Here is a 16,679-nt window from a genome sequence, read left to right as displayed (position 1 = left end):
TGTCGCTCGTTCCTCAGGCCGCCCTCCCGGTGTCGGGCGTGGTCGCGACCACCCTGTAGACCGCGTAGAACATCCAGATGAGCAGGCCGAGGATGATGATGTACGAGCGGATCTCGAGGGGGACGAGCGCCTCGTGGACGATCTGTCCTTCGCCGTCGACCGGGTGTGGTGAGCCCGCGAGCACCTCGAGCAGGCCGATGACCACCGTTCCGAGGACCACGAGGCCACCGCCGCCGTACGCCGCGATCTTGTCCGCCGTGTCGAGTTCACTCATGACGTATCACCCCACGATGTACCGGAGCTTCGGATGGTTCTGGACGAGGTCCGACTCCGCGAGGTACGCGTCGACACCGAGGACGCGCCCGGCGCCGAGCGTGGCGATCATCGCGAAGATGAGGAGTCCCAGCAGCTCACCGGTGACGACGCCGTGATTCCAGCCGCCGGTCTCCCCGTTGATGAAGTAGAAGAAGGCCATCAGGAGGGCGCCGAAGAACGACGCCAGCCTGGTCAGTGCCCCGAGGATGAGCCCGAGGCCGATCAGCGTCTGCCCGAGGGGGATGGCAACGTTGACGAACGAGAGGAGGGCGCCGTCAGCGAACAGGGTCACTATCGGTCCGAGACTGGTCCCCTGCGCGGCGCCGCTGACGAACCAGCCGGCATCGAACGGCCAGGCGAGGAACTTGTCGAGCCCCGCATGGAGCATCCACCACCCGACCGCGAGCCGCATGATCACCAGCCAGTACGCCAGCCACGGCTCGGAGACGGGGAACGAGACGTTCCGTCCGAGCAGCTGGGTCTTCACATTCTGTGTCATGGTATCACGCCTCACTTCGAGCGCGCGGGGGAACAGGGTATAAATGTTGCCCCTATCTTGGATAATCGGCAGATTTCGCGAGAAGAATCACGACAGTTGATTTCCAGCGCCCCACATTCCACGCCGGCATCGCCGAATACCCGAGTTTATGAGCGAAGCCGCCCGAAACGGGCGCAATGAGCGAGGACGCCGGGCCGAACCCGGACCCCGAGGCCCCGGACGTGGGGCGCCGCGAGAAGGTCGCGGCGGTCCGGGCCGTCGCCGCCTACCGGCCGCTGACGACCGTCGCGGTCGTCGTGCTGGCGGTCGCCGCGGCCGTCCTCTCCGGCGTCGGCGCGGGGTTCATCCTCCCCATCATCGAGCTGGCGCAGGGAACCAGCAGCGACACCACCGGCATCCTCGCGGCGTTCGTCGCCACCTACGACCTGCTGGGCGTGCCGCTGACGCTGGAGACCGCCGTGGCCGGGGTGGCCGTGGTGATGACCGCCCGCCACGCCGCCTCCTTCGTCGTCGCGTACCTCCGGGCGGTGCTCCAGACCGCGTACGTCCGGGACCTCCAGACCCGCGCGTTCGACCGGGCGCTCGACGCACGCGTCGGCTACTACGACCGGAACGGCTCCGACGAGATACTCAACGCCATCGTCACGCAGGCTCGCTACGCGGGCGGGTTCATCAAGAACGGGACCCGCCTGCTGGAGGCGACGCTGGTCTCGGCGGCCTACCTCGGCCTGGCGCTGTACCTCGCGCCACAGCTGACGTTCCTGACGGGTGCCGTCCTCGGCAGCACGACCGTCCTCGTCCGCACCCAGTTCGAGTCCGGCTACGAGGTCGGCGACCGCATCGCCGCCGCCAACGAGCGCGTCCAGGAGTCGGTCCAGGCCGGCACCCAGGGCATCCGGGACGTGAAGCTGTTCGGCGTCGCCGGGGAGCTGTTCACGGATTTCCGCGACGCCGTCGACACCTACGCCCGGGCGAACGTCCTCCTCCGGCGGAACCAGGCCGCGTTCAAGGAGATATACCAGTGGATCAGCGCGCTGACCGTCTTCGGGCTGCTGTACCTGGGCCTGGCCGTCTTCGGCCTCCCCGTCTCCCGGCTCGCGGTCTTCCTGTTCGCGATGTTCCGGCTCGCGCCGAAGGTCTCGGACGTGAACGACCTCTACTACCGCGCCGAGGGGGACCTCCCCCACGTCGTCCGGATGGAGCGGTTCGTCGACTCGCTGGAGGCCAACGCCGAACCCGACGCGGGGGACCCCGTTCCCACACCCGTGGACGAGGTGGCGTTCGACACCGTTCGCTTCTCGTATCCCGAGGCCGACGAGACGGTTCTCGACGGTGTCTCCTTCGGCTTCGAGCGCGGCGAGTTCGTCGCCTTCGTCGGGCAGTCCGGCGCCGGCAAGTCCACCGTGGTGTCGCTGCTGACGCGTCTGTACGAACCTGATTCCGGCGCCGTCCGCGCCGACGGGACGGACATCCGCGCGTTCGACCGGCGCGAGTGGCGCTCCCGGGTGAGCGTCGTCCGCCAGCAACCCTGGATATTCAGCGACACCCTCCGGTACAACCTCACCGTCGGCAACCGGGACGCGACCGACGCCGAGGTCCGGCGGGTCTGTGACATCGCGCAGGTGACGGAGTTCGCCGACGACCTGCCCGCCGGCCTCGAGACGCAGCTGGGCGACGACGGCGTCCGGCTCTCGGGGGGCCAGCGCCAGCGCGTCGCCATCGCCCGCGCACTCCTGAAGGACGCCGACGTGCTCGTTCTAGACGAGGCGACCTCCGACCTCGACACCGGCCTCGAGGAGCGCGTCCACACCGCCATCGAGGAGATGGAGCGCGACTACGCCATCGTCGCCATCGCGCACCGCCTGTCGACCGTCGTCGGCGCGGACCGCATCTACGCGCTCGATGCCGGCCGCATCGCCGAGGCCGGGCCGCACGAGGAGCTCCTCTCGCAGGGCGGCCAGTACGCCGACCTCTACGCGACCCAGGCCGAGGCCGGCGTCGCGAGCGACGGCGAGGCCCGCGCGGAGCCGGACGGTGGTGCGACCGGGACGGACAGCGGCGCAAACGGGACAGACGGCGGCGCGCCGGAGTAACGCCACACTGCCCGCGAGCGGTAGCCTCTTGCCCCGTCCGGGCGCCGACGGGACATGGCCATCGAGCGGCTCGCGCTCCTCCTCGGACGGGACCACCTCCGCGACTGGTTCGCCGACGCGCTCGTGGAGATGGTGGCCCGGACGGACGCCCGCGTGACGCTCGTCGTCCGCACGGACACGGACGGGCACGACCCGGGCTCGGGGGGACGCGTCGACATCCCGGACGCGGCCCGGTCACCCGAGCTGGAGCGCCGCTACGTCTCCCTCGACCCCGTCGCGGACGGCCCGGGCGTCCGGTTCCCGGCGACGACCGTCGACCGCATCGCCGACGCCGACATCGCGCTCCAGAACGGCGTCGGCATCCTGAAGGGCGACGTGCTCACGGCGCCCGACCACGGCGTGCTCTCCTACCACCACGGCGATATCCGGCGCTACCGGGGCGTCTACACCCACCTCTGGAACTACCTCGACCGCGTGGCGACGGGCGGCGTGACGCTGCTCCAGCTGACCGAGGCCCTCGATGCCGGCGCCATCGCCGCCGAGCGCGAGGTCGACCTCGCGGACTGCCTGACGTGGTCGGAGCTCGAAGGGCGCAAGCACCGCGCCGGCGTCCCGCTCGTGGCCGACGCCGTCCAGCGGTTCGACGCCGGCCGCGAGCCGGAGAGGGTGCCCGAGGACGAACTCGGCCGGATGTACTACTCCTCGGACGTGACGCTCGGTGTCGTGGCGAAGTACGTCGCGCTGGAGACAGCGAAGACGGCGTTCAACCGGGTGCAGAACGCGCGGAGCCTGCTCGGCATCTGGCGGAGCAATCGCTAAAACTGGTAGATACGTATCGAAAACGGCTGTCTGATTTCGAACCTGGTCAGGAAACGCCGAACCCGGCCATCCGGGCGGCCAGCATCAGTTCCCCGTTCAGGTCGCTCATGTGCCAGCGCCAGCGCCCGAACGGGAGCCCCGCATCGACCCGTGGGACGAACATCGGGTCCTCGCTGCCGAGCAGGGGCCGCCGGGACTCGTTCATCGTCGCGATGTCGTGAGTCTCGCGGACGATGGACACCGACGTGTCGTTGTAGGAGCCGTTCGGGTAGCAGAAGCGGTCACAGTCGATGCCGAACCGCTCGGCGAGGTCGCGCTGCCCGCCGACGACCTCCTCGCGGATGATGTCGCGGTCGTGGTGGGCGCCGACGTTGTGGTGGGTCCGGGTGTGGTTCCCGACGGTGACGAGCGGGTCGTCGGCCAGCTCGAGCACCTGGTCGCTCGTCAGGGTGTCGAACAGGTGGCCGGTGTTCATCACCTGTTCGCGGCGGCAGGCGTTGTCCAGCAACGCCGGGCAGACGAACACCGTCGCGGGCACCTCGTACTCGTACAGCAACGGCCGGACCTCAGTGTAGAAGTCGCGGTAGCCGTCGTCGAAGGTGAGCGCGACGTGCTTGCGCCCGACGCCGCGGCCGTCGTTCAGCCGGACGTCCGGCAGGTCGACCACCTCGAAGTTGGCGGTGAGGTACTCGAGGTGGGCCCGGAACTCCTCGACGGCCACGTCCGACGTTCCGGGCCGACACTCGCCGGCGGGTCGGACGGAGTGATACATCAGGACGGCGCTCCGGTGGCGGTAGTCCGGCCGGTCGAGGCGGGCAGCCATCCCGAGTCGCGAGAGCGCCCCGTAGCCGTACCGTCCGACGTTCATCGACGGCGGTGCGTCGGCCTCGGACTTAACTCCGGCTCTCGGAGCCGGCCGGCTCGTCGGTCGTCCCGTCACCAGTCACCCGCCGGTACGCGCGCGCCGCCGTCCGGTGGAGCTGGACCGGCACCCGCCGGTCGACCGCCCGGAGGACGCGCCCCGCCACGGCCTCCGGACCCGCCTCGCGCATCGCCTCGACGGTCGCCTCGGCGTCGGCCCGACGAGCGGTCGCGCGGTCGGCCAGCGGTGTCGTCCGGTCGAGTCTGTCGTCGACGAACCGGACGAACGCCTCGCGCGAGCGCAGGTCGTTCGTGTTCCCCGAGCGCATCGACTCGGGCAGCGTGACCGTGTGGCTCCCGAGTTTGAACGCCAGGTCCGTCGTCTCCAGGTCGCCCGCGTACGGGCGTCCGAGGTCGGCGTACACCTCGCGCACCCGCTCCTCGAAGACTGGGGCGGTGAACTCCTCGACCAGTTCCCGGCGGAGCGGTTCCGGGTCGAAGGCCGGCGCGTCGCCCGCGGCGAGCGCGCAGAAGGCGTCCGCGGCCTCGTCGACGTCGCCGAACTGGAGCGAGTTCGTCTCGTCCAGCTTGTCCCGGCCGCCGCCCTTCAGCTCCTCGTGGACGACCACGGGCGTCCCACAGCAGAGCGCCTCGTGGACCACCTTCGACTGGCCCTCCTCGCGGGAGAACAGCGCGAACCCGCGTGCGGCGTTGTAGAGGTACGGGAACACCTCGTTCGGGATGGGATGCAGGGGTCGGTCGCCGAACGACGCCTCGACCGGCACCCCGAGGTCGATATGCTCGCGCTCGGCGTCGGTGAAGTCGGCGTCGTACTTCTCGAAGAACGCGGTGTCCCAGTAGCCGTCCAGGTCGTCGGGCGGCTCCGGCACCGCACAGACGAGGAGCACGTCCAGGTCGACGCCGCGGTCGAAGCACTCCCGGACGACATCGAGGAGCTCCGAGTACCGCTTGATGGTTATCGGGTGGCCGACGCTGAACACGTCCCACTGCTGGGGCACGTCAATCGGCCGGAAGCGGCCGGGGGTGAAGTCCCGCGAGCACATCTCGACGAGCCGAGGGTCGGCGCCCGGCGCCCAGTCGACGGTGCCGGGGCAGGCCATCTGGAAGTCGACGTACGGCGTCTCGCCCACGTCGGCGTGGTACGCCCCCCACTGCAACCCGAGGACGTACCGCTCCTTCAGCGCGACCAGCCGCCGGGCCAGCGGCTCGGGCGGGTCGAGGAAGTAGGGGCGCTCCTTGTGCGTGAACATCAGCAGCCCCGGCGACCCCTCGACCGGTGGCTTCAGCTCGTACACCATTGGCGGTGCTGGGGTCGGATTCGGCAAAACGCTGCTCACTCGCGCCGCCGGGGTCCGGGACGGGCTCCGTCGCCGGGAACCGGTGACGCCCTCAGAACCCGAATATCGGGACGAACCGGAACGTGAGATACGCCCCGACGGTCGCGATGGCGGGGACGACGTTCTGCATCAGGACGACCCGGGCAGTCGTCGCGGGGTTGAACAGGTCGCCCGCGTCGGGTCCGTCGGGCTCCTCCTCGCCGATGGGGGGCAGTTCCTCGCCCTCCTCGTCGGCGGCCAGCGCGTCGACGGATACCCTGGGCGGGTCCTCGGCGGTGACTGCCTCCGGGACGGTCATCGGTCGGGTCGCGCGGCCCCAGCCCAGTCCGATGATGGAGACGGTGGCGATGACGACGAAGCTCGCGGGGATACCCAGCGTCGAGAGGAAGACGACCAGCGTGGAGCTGACCGACGCGACCACGATGGCGGCCGTCAGCGGCAGTTCGGTGATGTCGCTGCCCATCGTCTCCAGGGTCCGCCGGGCGATGGTGAACGCGCCGATGGCGACGGCGATGCCGCCGAAGACGATGGCCGGGTTCATCGCCAGCTCCTTGCTCCCGACCAGCGGGGCGACAGCGTTGGCGATGTTCGACGTGCCGGAGCTGAAGGCCATCAGGCAGCCGATGGCGACGACCGTTATCGTCCCGTACAGCTCACGCCGGTTGGTCGTCTCGTGAACGCGCGGAACCGGTACCGGCCCCGAACGGTCGACATCGAGCAGCGGGCCCGTGCTGCGCTCCATCGCGATCATCCGGTTGAGCCGCGCGTAGAAGTACCGGCCGATGATGAGCGACACCCAGAAGCCGATGATGGGCGAGACGACCCACCAGATGACGATCTCCCCCATGACGGCGAAGTCCAGCACACCACCCGCGAGCCCCAGTCCCGCGATGGCGCCGACGGCCGTCATGGAGGTGGAGGCCGGGACGCCGAAGAGGTTCCCCATCAGCAGCGCGACGCCGATGAAGAACAGGACCGCGATGGACGACTCCAGCGTGAACACGCCGGGGTCGGCGACCAGCTCCGTGCCGAGCTTCGTCACGACGTTCCGACCGATAGTCCAGGCCCCGAGGAAGAAGAACACCGACATCAGCGCCGCGGCGGCCGTCTTCGAGATGGCGTCGGCGCCGACCGCCGGCCCGAACGCCGGCCCGGTCGTCGACCCGCCGATGTTGTACGCGACGAACATCGAGACGAGGACGCCGACGACGAGCAACGGGTCGACCATCAGGCGTCCTCCGGGTCGTCCGCGTCCTCGTCGCTGTCATCGTCCTCGTCGCTGTCATCGTCCTCGTCGCTGTCATCGTCCTCGCCGTTCGTCGCACCCGATCCGTCGTCGTTCGTTTCGTCTTCTCCCTCGCTGTCGCTCGCCTCGTCGTCCTCCCACACCTCCCGCTCGTCCTCGTCCTCCCACTCGCCGTCGGCCGCCTCGTCGTCCCACACCTCTTCCTCGGTCCGGTCCTCCCACTCGCCGGACTTCGAGTCCACCTGCGCACCCAGCGTCTCCTCGACCGTCGTCTCGACGGTCTCCCCGACCTTCTCCTCCACCGTCTCGTCGACGGTTTCCTCGACCGTCTTCTCGACTGTCTCGCTGACGGTTTCCTCGACCGTCTTCTCGACGGTTTCCCCGACCTTCTCCTCGACCGTCTCGTCGACGGTCTTCTCCACCGTCTCGCCCACGGTCTCCTCCACGGTCTTCTCGACGGTCTCCTCGACCTTCTCCTCGACCGTCTCACCGACCGTCTCTTCGACCGTTTCCTCGACGGTCTCGCCGACGGTCTCCTCTACGGTCTTCTCCACCGTCTCACCGACGGTTTCGTCGACGGTCTTCTCCACCGTCTCGCCGACCGTCTCGTCCACGGTCTCTTCGACCGTCTTCTCGACAGTCTCGCTGACGGTTTCATCGACGGTCTTTTCGACCGTCTCGCCGACCGTCTCGTCCACGGTCTCTTCGACCGTCTTCTCGACAGTCTCGCTGACGGTTTCATCGACGGTCTCTTCGACCGTCTCGCCGACCTTCTCCTCGACCGTCTCACCGACGGTTTTCTCGACCGTCTCGCTGACGGTTTCGTCGACCGTCTCCTCGACCGTTCGCTGGACCTCCGTGGTCATCCAGTTCGGGTCGAACCGTGCCATCTTCCAGACGACGTGGAGCATGAACGAGAGGAGGACGCCAAAGCCGAAGGCCAGTCCGACGGTGTTCCCGGCGACCACGATGAGTCCGACCGAGGCCGCGATGAGCAGGCCGTACGTCAGGTCGACGATGGAGTCGACCCGGCTCGGGTTCACAGGTCTCCCCGGACGGCCCCGGGGTGGCTGTTGACAGGGGTCCGCTTCCCCACAACAAGTGTCAGAGAAATCATATACCTGTACAGAGCGGCCCTCGACGCAAGAACCTTGGCAACCATGGCGTCCCAGCCTCGTCCCAGCCCCGCCCCAGCCTTGGCTCGGCCCCGTCCCGGCCGTTCTGAGCTACAGGACGTACTGCTCCCCGTCGACCGCCAGTGGCTCCTCGAACGCCTCCTCGGCCGGGACGAAATGCGAGATGTGGACGACGCGCGTCTCGTCGGCATCGAGGTCCCGGCCGAGGCGCTGGGCGCCCTCGAAGGTCATGTGCTTCGTGCCGAAGGTCATGAACTCGCCGTCGACCTCGTCGGCGCCACCGAGCGGGTGGTACTCACAGAGGTGCGCCGGGACGATGCCATCGGCCAGCAGCAGGTCCGGGTCCCGGAGGACATCGAGCGACTCGGCGGGGATGTCGTAGCCCGTATCACCCGAGAGCGAGAGCTTCGCGCCGGTCTCGGGGTCCTCGATGGCGAGGCCGTAGCACACGAGCGGCGGATGGTCGACCGGCACGAGCGTCAGCTCCAGCCCGCAGGCCTCGAACGGCTCGAACGGGGTCCGGGGCTCGACGACGACGGTGTCGAGGTAGTCGTAGCGTCGGCGGACCGTTCCGGCGACGCTCTCGTCGGTCTCCGGGTCGGTCTCGTCGGCGGCGTACACCGGGACCTCCGGGAACAGCCGGTAGGCGTTGCCCAGCCCGTCGAGATGGTCGAAGTGGATGTGACTGATGACGACCTCGTCGGGCAGGTCGACGTCGTGGTCGAGGAACTGCTGGCGGAGGTCGGGGCTGGCGTCGACGAGCAGCGACTCACCGGTCCGCTCGTTGTGGACGTGGACGGAGAAGCGCGAGCGCTCGACGCCGCGCTCGCGGGCCGCCTCGCAGGTGTCGCATGAACAGCCCGGTGTCGGCGTGCCGGTCGTGTCGCCAGTTCCGAGGAGGGTGACCTCCATCGGTTCCCGAATCGTGGTGTCGGGGCAAAAGTATCGTGGTGAGGGCCGGAAGCGCCGGGGGACCAGTTCTCAGACCGCCCGCTCGTTCGCGCCGTCGGGCGCAGAGGAGGGGAGACAGACCACCTTCTCACGGCCGATGGATACGCGCGTGATCTGCTGGTCGGCCTCCATCTCCGAGAGGAGCCGACTCGTCGTCGATTCCGACAGCCGGGCCAGGTCCCCCACGTCGCTCTGCCGGAGCCGGCCATCGTGCGCGGCGAGCAACTGCCGGATGTACTGTTCCGGGTGGAGTCCGGTCTCGCCGGCGAGTTCCGAGCGCGTCAGGGTCTCGGCAGTGCCCGACCCATCGGCGATGGTCGGTGTGTCCGTCGTGCTCGCGGGGGGGTCCGTCTCGGTGGTCCCCGAGAAGCTCGCCCCGACATCTGTCCCCTGCCGGTCGTCACGGCTGTTTCCGAGGGCTCGACGGAATCTCGCATACATCGTCGTGACGTGGTCTCTGAGTGATGTGTGGTCGGTGTTCATTGGCTGTGTGGACGATAGTTGTTCGTTGCCCGTTCGATGTCCGCGTCGAGTCGTCGCTATCGCAACGCAGGATAGACTGGGTCATATCGGTACTGGCAAACTGTTTTGGTACTGGTCTCGCAGTTCATCAGCGGTCGCCTCCCGGATTCTGTCGTGTCGGCCCTGTTATCCGACCAGTTCGGCCGTAAGAGGGATATCACTCCCCCGACCGTGTGGAGACACGGACGGATAGACGACCACCATGCCGAGTGAGACCTCTGCCCCCCCGACCGCGGTGCTCCAGTGTATCAGCGACCCCGTCGTGTCGCTCGACGCGGACTGGCAGCTCACGTACGTCAACGACGCCGCGGGCGACCTCATCGGGGGGACGGTGACCGACCTGGAGGGGTGCTGCGTCTGGGACGCGTGGCCCGACCTGCAGGGGACGGCCGCCGCGGACCGCCTCCGGGAGGCGCGGGATGAGGGGGCAGCGACGACGGTTCGGCTTCCGGCGACGGACGAAGCGTTCCGTCCGGGTCGGGTCTACCCGGACGGTGAGCGCCTGACGCTCCTCGTGACGCCGGCCGACGGTGAACAGACATCTCCTGCCGATACGGACGACACCGACGCGACCGGGTTCGAATCCGGCGAGAACCCGGAGGTGGTCTTCGACCGCATCTCTGACGGGTTCTTCGCACTCGACGACGACTGGCGGTTCACCTACGCGAACGAGCGGGCGGGCGAGTTGCTCGGCCACTCCCCGGACGAAATCGAGGGGGAGCACATCTGGGAGCTGTACCCGGAGGCCCGGGGGACGACGTTCCAGGAGGAGTACGAGGCGGCGATGCGGACCCACCAACAGGTGGCGTTCGAGGCCTACCACGACCCGCTCGACACCTGGTTCCGGGTGAACGCCTACCCCTCCGAGACGGGGCTATCGGTGTACTTCACCGACATCACCGAACCCAGGCGCCGCGAGCACGAACTCGAACGGTACGAGACCATCGTCCAGGCGATGAACGACGGGGTGTACACGGTCGACGAGGACGGCCGGTTCACGATGGTCAACGACGAGTACGCGCGCATGACCGACTACGACCGCGAGGCGTTGCTCGGCGAGCACGTCTCGAAACTCGTCGACGAGGGGACCATCGAGCGGGCCCGCGATATCGAGGCCGAGATGTCGGCCGGCGAGCGCGTCTCGCCGACCATCCGGGCCGAGGTCGAACGCGCCGACGGCTCGACGTTCCCGGCCGAGGCCCGCTTCGCGCTCATCGAGAGTGCGACCGGGCTGGAGCGTATCGGCGTGGTCCGCGACACCACCGAGCGGCGGGCCCAGCAGCGCGAACTGGAGCGACGGGTCGACCAGCAGACGGCCGTCGCCGACCTCGGTAGACAGGCACTCGGCGGCGAGTCGCTGGACGACCTGTTCGATAGCGCCGTCTCGGCCGTCGTGGACGTGCTCGACGCGGATTACTGCAAGGTGCTCGACCTCCAGCCCGAGGCGGGGGAACTCGAACTGCGGGCCGGTGTGGGCTGGCAGCCCGGCTACGTCGGAGAGACGGCGGTCGACACCGGTCGCGACTCGCAGGCGGGGTTCACGCTGGTCTCCGAGGAGCCGGTCGTGGTCGAGGACTTCGCCGAGGAGACGCGCTTTGCCCCGCCACCGCTCCTGACCGACCACGATGTGGAGAGCGGCATCAGCGTCGTCATCGGCCCGACGGACGACCCCTGGGGTATCCTCGGCGTCCACGACACCTCGCCGCGCTCCTTCGCCGGGACCGATACCTCGTTCGTCGAGAGCGTCGCGAACGTGCTGGTGACCGCCATCGACCGGGTGGCCTACGAGCGGCGGCTCAAGCAGTACGAGGTGGCGCTCGAACGTTCGACTGACGTGAGCGCCATCCTCGACGAGGACGGCACCATCTCGTACATCACGCCCTCCGTCGAGGAGGTGTTCGGCTACACGCCGGCCGAGGCCCTCGGCGAGCCAATCTTCGAGTACCTCGACCAGGGGGAGGCCGAAGGCGTGGCCCAGGAACTCGAGGGACTCCTGGCGGACCCGTCCTCGCAGCCGACCATCGAGGTCACTCTCCGTCGCAAGGACGGAACCAAGGCCATCGTCGAGGCCAGCGCCCGCAACCTCACCGACGAGCCCCACGTCGATGGCATCCTGGTCAACACCCGTGAGGTGACCGAGCGCCGGGAGCGCGAGCGCCGGCTCCGCGAGCAGCGCGACCAGCTGGAGGCGCTCGTCGACCTGAACGAGGTCGTCCGCGAGGTCAACGGTGCCGTCATCGACGCCACCTCGCGGACCGAACTGGAGGAACGGGTCTGCGAGACGCTCGCGGGCGCGGACTCGTACGCCTTCGCGTGGGTCGGCGAGGTCGACACCACGGCCGGCGAGGTGGTCCCGCGGACGAGTGCCGGGCCACACCAGGCGTATCTGGACGCCGTCTCCATCCCGTACGGCGAGGACACCGAGCCGACGGGGCCGGGCGCGACCGCCCTGGAGACGGGCCGGACACAGGTGGTACGGGATATCGACGGGCTCGCGGACGAGGCGTGGCAGGTGGCGGCCCGCGACGCCGGGTTCCGTGCCATTGCGGCGATTCCGCTCCGGTACGACGGCCGCCAGTACGGCCTGCTGGCCCTCTACTCCCGGCGTGAGGCGGCGTTCGACGACCGAGAACGGACCGTCGTCTCGCATCTCGGCGAGAGCATCGGCCACGCTATCGCGGCCCTGGAACACCGGGAGGCCCTGATGGCCGAGAGTGCCATCGAGCTGGAACTCTCGATTCCGAGTGACGACCTCCCGGTCGACGAGTCCGGGGACACGACACCACGCATCCAGGTCGAGCGCACCATCCCGCTCGACGACGGCCGGTTCCTCGTCTACGCGAGCGCCGACGGGACGACCGAGTCGGCGGTCCGGACGTTCATCGAGCAGGGGGCCGACACGGTGGCCCGGTTCCGGCACGTGGGCGAGCACGACGGCGTCGGACTGTACGAGTGGTTGCTCGACGAGCCGCCGACACTCTCGATGCTCGGTGAGCGCGGCGGCCAGGTCCGGGAGATCGTCATCCAGCCATCGAGCGCCATCGTCACCGTCGAACTCCCGCCGGAGAGCGACGTGCGGTCGGTCGTCGATGCCGTCGCCGAGCAGTATCCGGACACCTCACTGGTCAGCCAGCAGCAGGTCACCCTGGAATCGAAGAGCAGTATCGAGTACGTCGGCGAGGTGGAGTCGAAACTGACCGAGCGCCAGCGCCAGACCCTCGAAACGGCGTACGTCTCGGGCTACTACGAGTGGCCCCGACGGACCGACGCCAGCGAGGTGGCCGACGCGCTCTCCATCGGCGATGCGACCGTCTCACAGCACCTCCGGGCCGGCCACCGCAAGCTCTGTGGCACGCTGTTCGAACGGGAGGAACGCGGGAACCGGAGCGACGGGTCGGGGTGAGTGGCCCACGGTCACCCCGATGACAGTATCCCCTACTCGGAGGGCGGTTCGACCTCGGTCGACTCGTGCGTGTGGTCGTGGTCGGAGTGGTCGTGGTCGTGGTCGTGCGAGTCCCCTTCGCCGTTCTCGCTCTCGTCCGAGCGGGTCCCCTTCCAGTTGTCGAAGTCGTCCATGTTCTTGAGGTTGTCCCGCTCCTCGAACCCCTCGACGGCGTGCCGGAGGTCGGCCTGCGTGAGGGTGGTCCGCTCCTCAGTCAGCGCGTCCAGCACGGCCTCGCGGAGGACGAGCCGGAGGTCGCTGCCGGTCAGCCCCTCGGTGAGTTCGGCCACCTCGTGCGGGTCGAAGTCGTCGATATCCATCCGCCGGGTGACGACATCGAGGATGTCCGCACGCATCCCGGCGTCGGGCTTGGGGAAGTTGACGATCTCGTCGAACCGGCGCCACGCCGCCGCGTCGAGCTGGTCGGGGTGGTTCGTCGCGCCGATGAGGAGCACGTCGTCCTGGATGAGGCTCACCTCGTCGATGCTCTTCAGCAGCGTGTTGACCGCGCGCTTGATGGCGGCGTGTTCGTCCGAGGAGCGGGTCTTCGCGACGAAGTCGAACTCGTCCATGAACAGGATACAGGGCGAGAGCCGCTTTGCCACCTCGAACGTCTTGTCGACGTTCTTGGCCGTCTCCCCGAGGTACTGGCTCGTTATCATCGACAGTTTGACCTCGACGAACGGGAGTTCCAGTTCCCGGGCCAGCGCCCGCGCGACGCTGGTCTTGCCGGTGCCGGGCGGCCCGACGAACAGGAGCTTCCCGATCTCGCGCAGGCCGATCTCCGCGAGGTAGTCCCGGTGCTCGATGGCCTTGACGACCTTCTCGATCTCGCCCTCCTGGTCCTCCGTGAGGACGAGGTCGTTCATCGTGATCTCGACCTCCTCGGGCGCTTTGACCTCGACGAGGTCCAGCATCTCCTCGTCGTCCTCGTCGAACATCTCGTCGAGCAGGGAGTCGATCCAGACGCGGTCGGCGTGGACCGGGCGGTTCGTCTCCCGGGCGGACCGGTAGTCGACTCCGTCCATCTCGGCCTCGAAGTGCGAGGCCAGTGTGGGGTTCTCCTGGATGCGCTCGGTGTCGACGCGCTGGACGTACCACGACTCGGCCATGTCCCGGTCCGAGAGGTCGATGGTCCCCGAGAAGTCGTCGCGCTCGGTGAACATCAGGCCGGAGACGGCCTCCCACGGCCGGTCGACGCCGGTCGCGGCGGCCGCGGTGTTCCCCGTCGTCGCCAGCGGCCGTTCGATCTCGCCTTCCGACCAGAACACCCGCCGGTACCGCGGTGGCAGGTCGCGCTCGTCGAGGTCACCGTTCTCCGTGTAGACCGCTGCGGTGAGGAGAAACTCGACGACATCGAGTTCAGGACTGCTCATTCTCGGGAGAGTTCGGGAGGAAGGGACATAAGCCGTTCGAGACTGGCGACGTTCGCGGCGAGCTGTGGTTGTCGTTCCCGTGCTGGAGGGGTTCATCCCCACCGAGGCCGCGGCGAGCGCCCACGTCGCACGGTGTAGCCGTATTACGTCTGATATTTTCGGATTGGGGAACAATTTATCGAGTTATCATCATGGTTCGGAATCTGCTCGGACACTACGACGTACTGGTCGCCCGCGTGGCCGTCGCCTTGAACGTCGCGACGACCGCCGTTCCCTCGGCCAGCCCCAGCCGGTCGACGCTCTCCAGCGTGACCAGCGCGACGAGTTCGACGGTCCCGTCGGGGCGCTCGGCCGTGCTCTCCACGGCGACCCGGACGTGTGCGACCGACTCGCCGCGTTCGACCGTGCTGACCGTCCCAACCAGCCGGTTCCGCGCGCTCGTTCCGCCGGCGGGTGGGGCCTCGTCGGGCGCGTGGAGCGTCACGGCGTCGGCGCGGAGCGACACCTGCACCCGGTCGGCGCCGGCCGGGGCGAGCGCACGTACCTCGCCGACCGGGGTCGATACCGTGGCCAGTTCCCCGTCCCGGTCGAGGACCCGACCCTCCAGCACGCACTCCTCGGCCGCGGCGACCCCCGAGAGCGTCGTCCCGAGGCGGTCGAACCGGGCGAGCAGTCGCCGGGCCTCCGAGGTGAGCTCCGTGCCGCCACCGCCCGTCCCGCCCCGCGTGCGCTCGACCAGCGAGCCGAACGCGGCCTCCAGGTCGTCCAGCCGGCCGGTCGCCCGCGCTCGCGACCGCTCCAGCGCGCTCGCGGCCGCGTTCACCGACCCGTGTTCGTCGATGGCCCGGAGGAGCGCCGCGTCGTCGGCACCGAACGCCACCGTGCCGGCCCGCAGTTCCGGGGTCACGTTCGGGTCCATATCCACACTGTGGGAGCCGGTGGCAAAACGATTATGACGGTGCCGCTGCACCATCGTTGTATCTATGTCGGAACAACGGAACACGGGACCTGAGGCTGACGACGAGACGGGCTGGGGCTCGACGACGCGACGGCGGGCGCTGCAGGCCGCCGGTGTCGGCGGCGCGCTCGCGCTCGCCGGCTGTACGATGGGGAACCAGGGCGACGGGGGCGACGGCGGCGACGGGGGCGACGGCGGGGGCGGTGGTGGCTCGAACAGTGTCGGCGACGGGACCCTGACGCTCGCGACGACCACCTCGACGTACGACACGGGGCTGCTGGGCGAACTGAACCCGATGTTCCAGTCGACGTTCGGCATCCAGGTGGAGCCGCTGGTCCAGGGGACCGGCGCGGCCATCCGCACGGCGCGTGACGGCGACGCCGACATCATCCTCGTCCACGCGCGGGGCGCCGAGGACCAGTTCCTCAAGGACGGTTTCGGCGTCAACCGCCGCGACGTGATGTTCAACGACTTCGTCATCGTCGGCCCGCAGGACGACCCCGCCGGCATCAACGGGATGTCGAGCGCGACGGAGGCGTTCGCGACCATCGCCGAGACGGAATCGACGTTCCTCTCGCGCGGTGACGACTCCGGGACGAACAAGAAGGAGCTCACCATCTGGGACCAGTCCAGCGCCTCACCGACGGGGTCGTGGTACCAGGAGACCGGCAAGGGGATGGGCGATACGCTGAACCAGGCCAACCAGGTCGGCGGCTACACGCTCGCCGACCGGGGGACCTACCTCTCGCTCAAGAGCGATATCGACCTCGTCATCCACGTTCAGGGGCCGCTCAAGGACGGCCCGGCCATCCTGCGGAACCCGTACGGCGTCATCCCGGTCAACCCTGCTGTCCACGACAACGTCAACTACCAGGCGGCGATGGCGTACGTCGGATTCCTCACGAGCCCGGCGGGCCAGGAGGCCATCGGGAACTACACCGCGAACGGCTCGCAGCTGTTCTTCCCGAACGCGCTGGCCGAGGAGCCGCAGTTCGACCAGTACGTCCCCCAGGACTACGGCGGGAGTGCACAGGAGTTACGGCGGCGTCGGTACCAGCACTGGGTAGACACTGTCGTCCCGAACGACTACTGAACGGGGCGCC

General features: G+C 68.8%; 14 protein-coding genes. 4 read left to right on the top strand and 10 right to left on the bottom strand.

What is annotated here, in order from left to right; translation table 11 throughout:
* Positions 1-13 precede the first annotated feature (13 nt).
* Both NL115_RS03610 and NL115_RS03605 read right to left on the bottom strand, forming a co-directional pair.
* Positions 14-274 (bottom strand): hypothetical protein, encoded by a 261-nt coding sequence (locus NL115_RS03610; protein WP_254831846.1) that lies wholly within the window; start codon positions 272-274, stop codon positions 14-16.
* Positions 275-280: 6 nt separating this feature from the next.
* Positions 281-814: a DoxX family protein gene (locus NL115_RS03605; RefSeq protein WP_254831845.1), complete on the bottom strand. Its 534-nt coding sequence runs from the start codon at positions 812-814 to the stop codon at positions 281-283.
* A 176-nt stretch (positions 815-990) separates the two neighbouring features.
* Between NL115_RS03605 and NL115_RS03600 the strand changes: the two genes are divergently transcribed.
* A complete protein-coding gene (locus NL115_RS03600) occupies positions 991-2,907 on the top strand; it encodes an ABC transporter ATP-binding protein (protein ID WP_254831844.1) in 1,917 nt (638 codons plus the stop codon).
* A gap of 54 nt (positions 2,908-2,961) precedes the next feature.
* Positions 2,962-3,726 (top strand): formyltransferase family protein, encoded by a 765-nt coding sequence (locus NL115_RS03595; RefSeq protein WP_254831843.1) that lies wholly within the window; start codon positions 2,962-2,964, stop codon positions 3,724-3,726.
* Positions 3,727-3,772: 46 nt separating this feature from the next.
* Here NL115_RS03595 and NL115_RS03590 read toward each other — a convergent pair whose 3' ends face one another.
* From NL115_RS03590 to NL115_RS03565, 6 genes are all read right to left on the bottom strand, one after another.
* Positions 3,773-4,594, bottom strand: coding sequence for a polysaccharide deacetylase family protein (locus NL115_RS03590; protein ID WP_254831842.1), 822 nt, complete (start codon positions 4,592-4,594; stop codon positions 3,773-3,775).
* A gap of 25 nt (positions 4,595-4,619) precedes the next feature.
* A complete protein-coding gene (locus NL115_RS03585; RefSeq protein WP_254831841.1) occupies positions 4,620-5,906 on the bottom strand; it encodes a glycosyltransferase family protein in 1,287 nt (428 codons plus the stop codon).
* 91 nt (positions 5,907-5,997) lie between these two features.
* Entirely contained in the window at positions 5,998-7,173 is a 1,176-nt protein-coding gene (locus NL115_RS03580) for an inorganic phosphate transporter (RefSeq protein ID WP_254831840.1), read from the bottom strand.
* Entirely contained in the window at positions 7,173-8,234 is a 1,062-nt protein-coding gene (locus NL115_RS03575) for a hypothetical protein (protein WP_254831839.1), read from the bottom strand. The genes NL115_RS03580 and NL115_RS03575 overlap by 1 nt, the downstream gene beginning before the upstream one ends.
* Before the next feature lie 183 nt (positions 8,235-8,417).
* Entirely contained in the window at positions 8,418-9,239 is an 822-nt protein-coding gene (locus tag NL115_RS03570; RefSeq protein ID WP_254831838.1) for an MBL fold metallo-hydrolase, read from the bottom strand.
* A 69-nt stretch (positions 9,240-9,308) separates the two neighbouring features.
* Positions 9,309-9,761, bottom strand: a complete 453-nt coding sequence (locus NL115_RS03565; protein WP_254831837.1) for a helix-turn-helix transcriptional regulator — start codon at positions 9,759-9,761, stop codon at positions 9,309-9,311.
* 241 nt (positions 9,762-10,002) lie between these two features.
* Here NL115_RS03565 and NL115_RS03560 point away from each other — a divergent pair, with 241 nt between their 5' ends.
* Positions 10,003-13,203: a PAS domain S-box protein gene (locus NL115_RS03560; protein ID WP_254831836.1), complete on the top strand. Its 3,201-nt coding sequence runs from the start codon at positions 10,003-10,005 to the stop codon at positions 13,201-13,203.
* A gap of 32 nt (positions 13,204-13,235) precedes the next feature.
* On the opposite strand, the gene NL115_RS03555 is transcribed toward NL115_RS03560, so the two are convergent.
* Positions 13,236-14,618 (bottom strand): ATP-binding protein, encoded by a 1,383-nt coding sequence (locus NL115_RS03555; protein ID WP_254831835.1) that lies wholly within the window; start codon positions 14,616-14,618, stop codon positions 13,236-13,238.
* A 214-nt stretch (positions 14,619-14,832) separates the two neighbouring features.
* The gene (locus tag NL115_RS03550) at positions 14,833-15,537 is read right to left on the bottom strand and encodes a TOBE domain-containing protein (protein WP_254831834.1); all 705 of its coding nucleotides are present in this window, start codon (positions 15,535-15,537) and stop codon (positions 14,833-14,835) included.
* Between the two features lie 187 nt (positions 15,538-15,724).
* Here NL115_RS03550 and NL115_RS03545 point away from each other — a divergent pair, with 187 nt between their 5' ends.
* Positions 15,725-16,669 carry an ABC transporter substrate-binding protein gene (locus NL115_RS03545; protein ID WP_350355338.1) on the top strand — a complete coding sequence of 315 codons (945 nt, stop codon included), beginning with the start codon at positions 15,725-15,727 and terminating at the stop codon, positions 16,667-16,669.
* The last annotated feature ends 10 nt before the right edge of the window (positions 16,670-16,679 follow it).

Source organism: Haloglomus salinum, from assembly GCF_024298825.1.
Lineage (GTDB): Archaea > Halobacteriota > Halobacteria > Halobacteriales > Haloarculaceae > Haloglomus > Haloglomus salinum.
The sequence above is the reverse complement of the archived record's forward strand: the minus strand, read 5'-3'. Positions and strand labels throughout refer to the sequence as shown.

What these genes read in the sequence shown, in the direction of transcription:
- NL115_RS03550 (WP_254831834.1), bottom strand. Translation starts at nt 15,537, where the DNA reads ATGGACCCGAACGTGACCCCGGAACTGCGGGCCGGCACGGTGGCGTTC.
- NL115_RS03545 (WP_350355338.1), top strand. Translation starts at nt 15,725, where the DNA reads ATGGGGAACCAGGGCGACGGGGGCGACGGCGGCGACGGGGGCGACGGC.
- NL115_RS03560 (WP_254831836.1), top strand. Translation starts at nt 10,003, where the DNA reads ATGCCGAGTGAGACCTCTGCCCCCCCGACCGCGGTGCTCCAGTGTATC.
- NL115_RS03585 (WP_254831841.1), bottom strand. Translation starts at nt 5,906, where the DNA reads ATGGTGTACGAGCTGAAGCCACCGGTCGAGGGGTCGCCGGGGCTGCTG.
- NL115_RS03570 (WP_254831838.1), bottom strand. Translation starts at nt 9,239, where the DNA reads ATGGAGGTCACCCTCCTCGGAACTGGCGACACGACCGGCACGCCGACA.
- NL115_RS03605 (WP_254831845.1), bottom strand. Translation starts at nt 814, where the DNA reads ATGACACAGAATGTGAAGACCCAGCTGCTCGGACGGAACGTCTCGTTC.
- NL115_RS03580 (WP_254831840.1), bottom strand. Translation starts at nt 7,173, where the DNA reads ATGGTCGACCCGTTGCTCGTCGTCGGCGTCCTCGTCTCGATGTTCGTC.
- NL115_RS03600 (WP_254831844.1), top strand. Translation starts at nt 991, where the DNA reads ATGAGCGAGGACGCCGGGCCGAACCCGGACCCCGAGGCCCCGGACGTG.
- NL115_RS03610 (WP_254831846.1), bottom strand. Translation starts at nt 274, where the DNA reads ATGAGTGAACTCGACACGGCGGACAAGATCGCGGCGTACGGCGGCGGT.
- NL115_RS03595 (WP_254831843.1), top strand. Translation starts at nt 2,962, where the DNA reads ATGGCCATCGAGCGGCTCGCGCTCCTCCTCGGACGGGACCACCTCCGC.
- NL115_RS03555 (WP_254831835.1), bottom strand. Translation starts at nt 14,618, where the DNA reads ATGAGCAGTCCTGAACTCGATGTCGTCGAGTTTCTCCTCACCGCAGCG.
- NL115_RS03565 (WP_254831837.1), bottom strand. Translation starts at nt 9,761, where the DNA reads ATGAACACCGACCACACATCACTCAGAGACCACGTCACGACGATGTAT.
- NL115_RS03590 (WP_254831842.1), bottom strand. Translation starts at nt 4,594, where the DNA reads ATGAACGTCGGACGGTACGGCTACGGGGCGCTCTCGCGACTCGGGATG.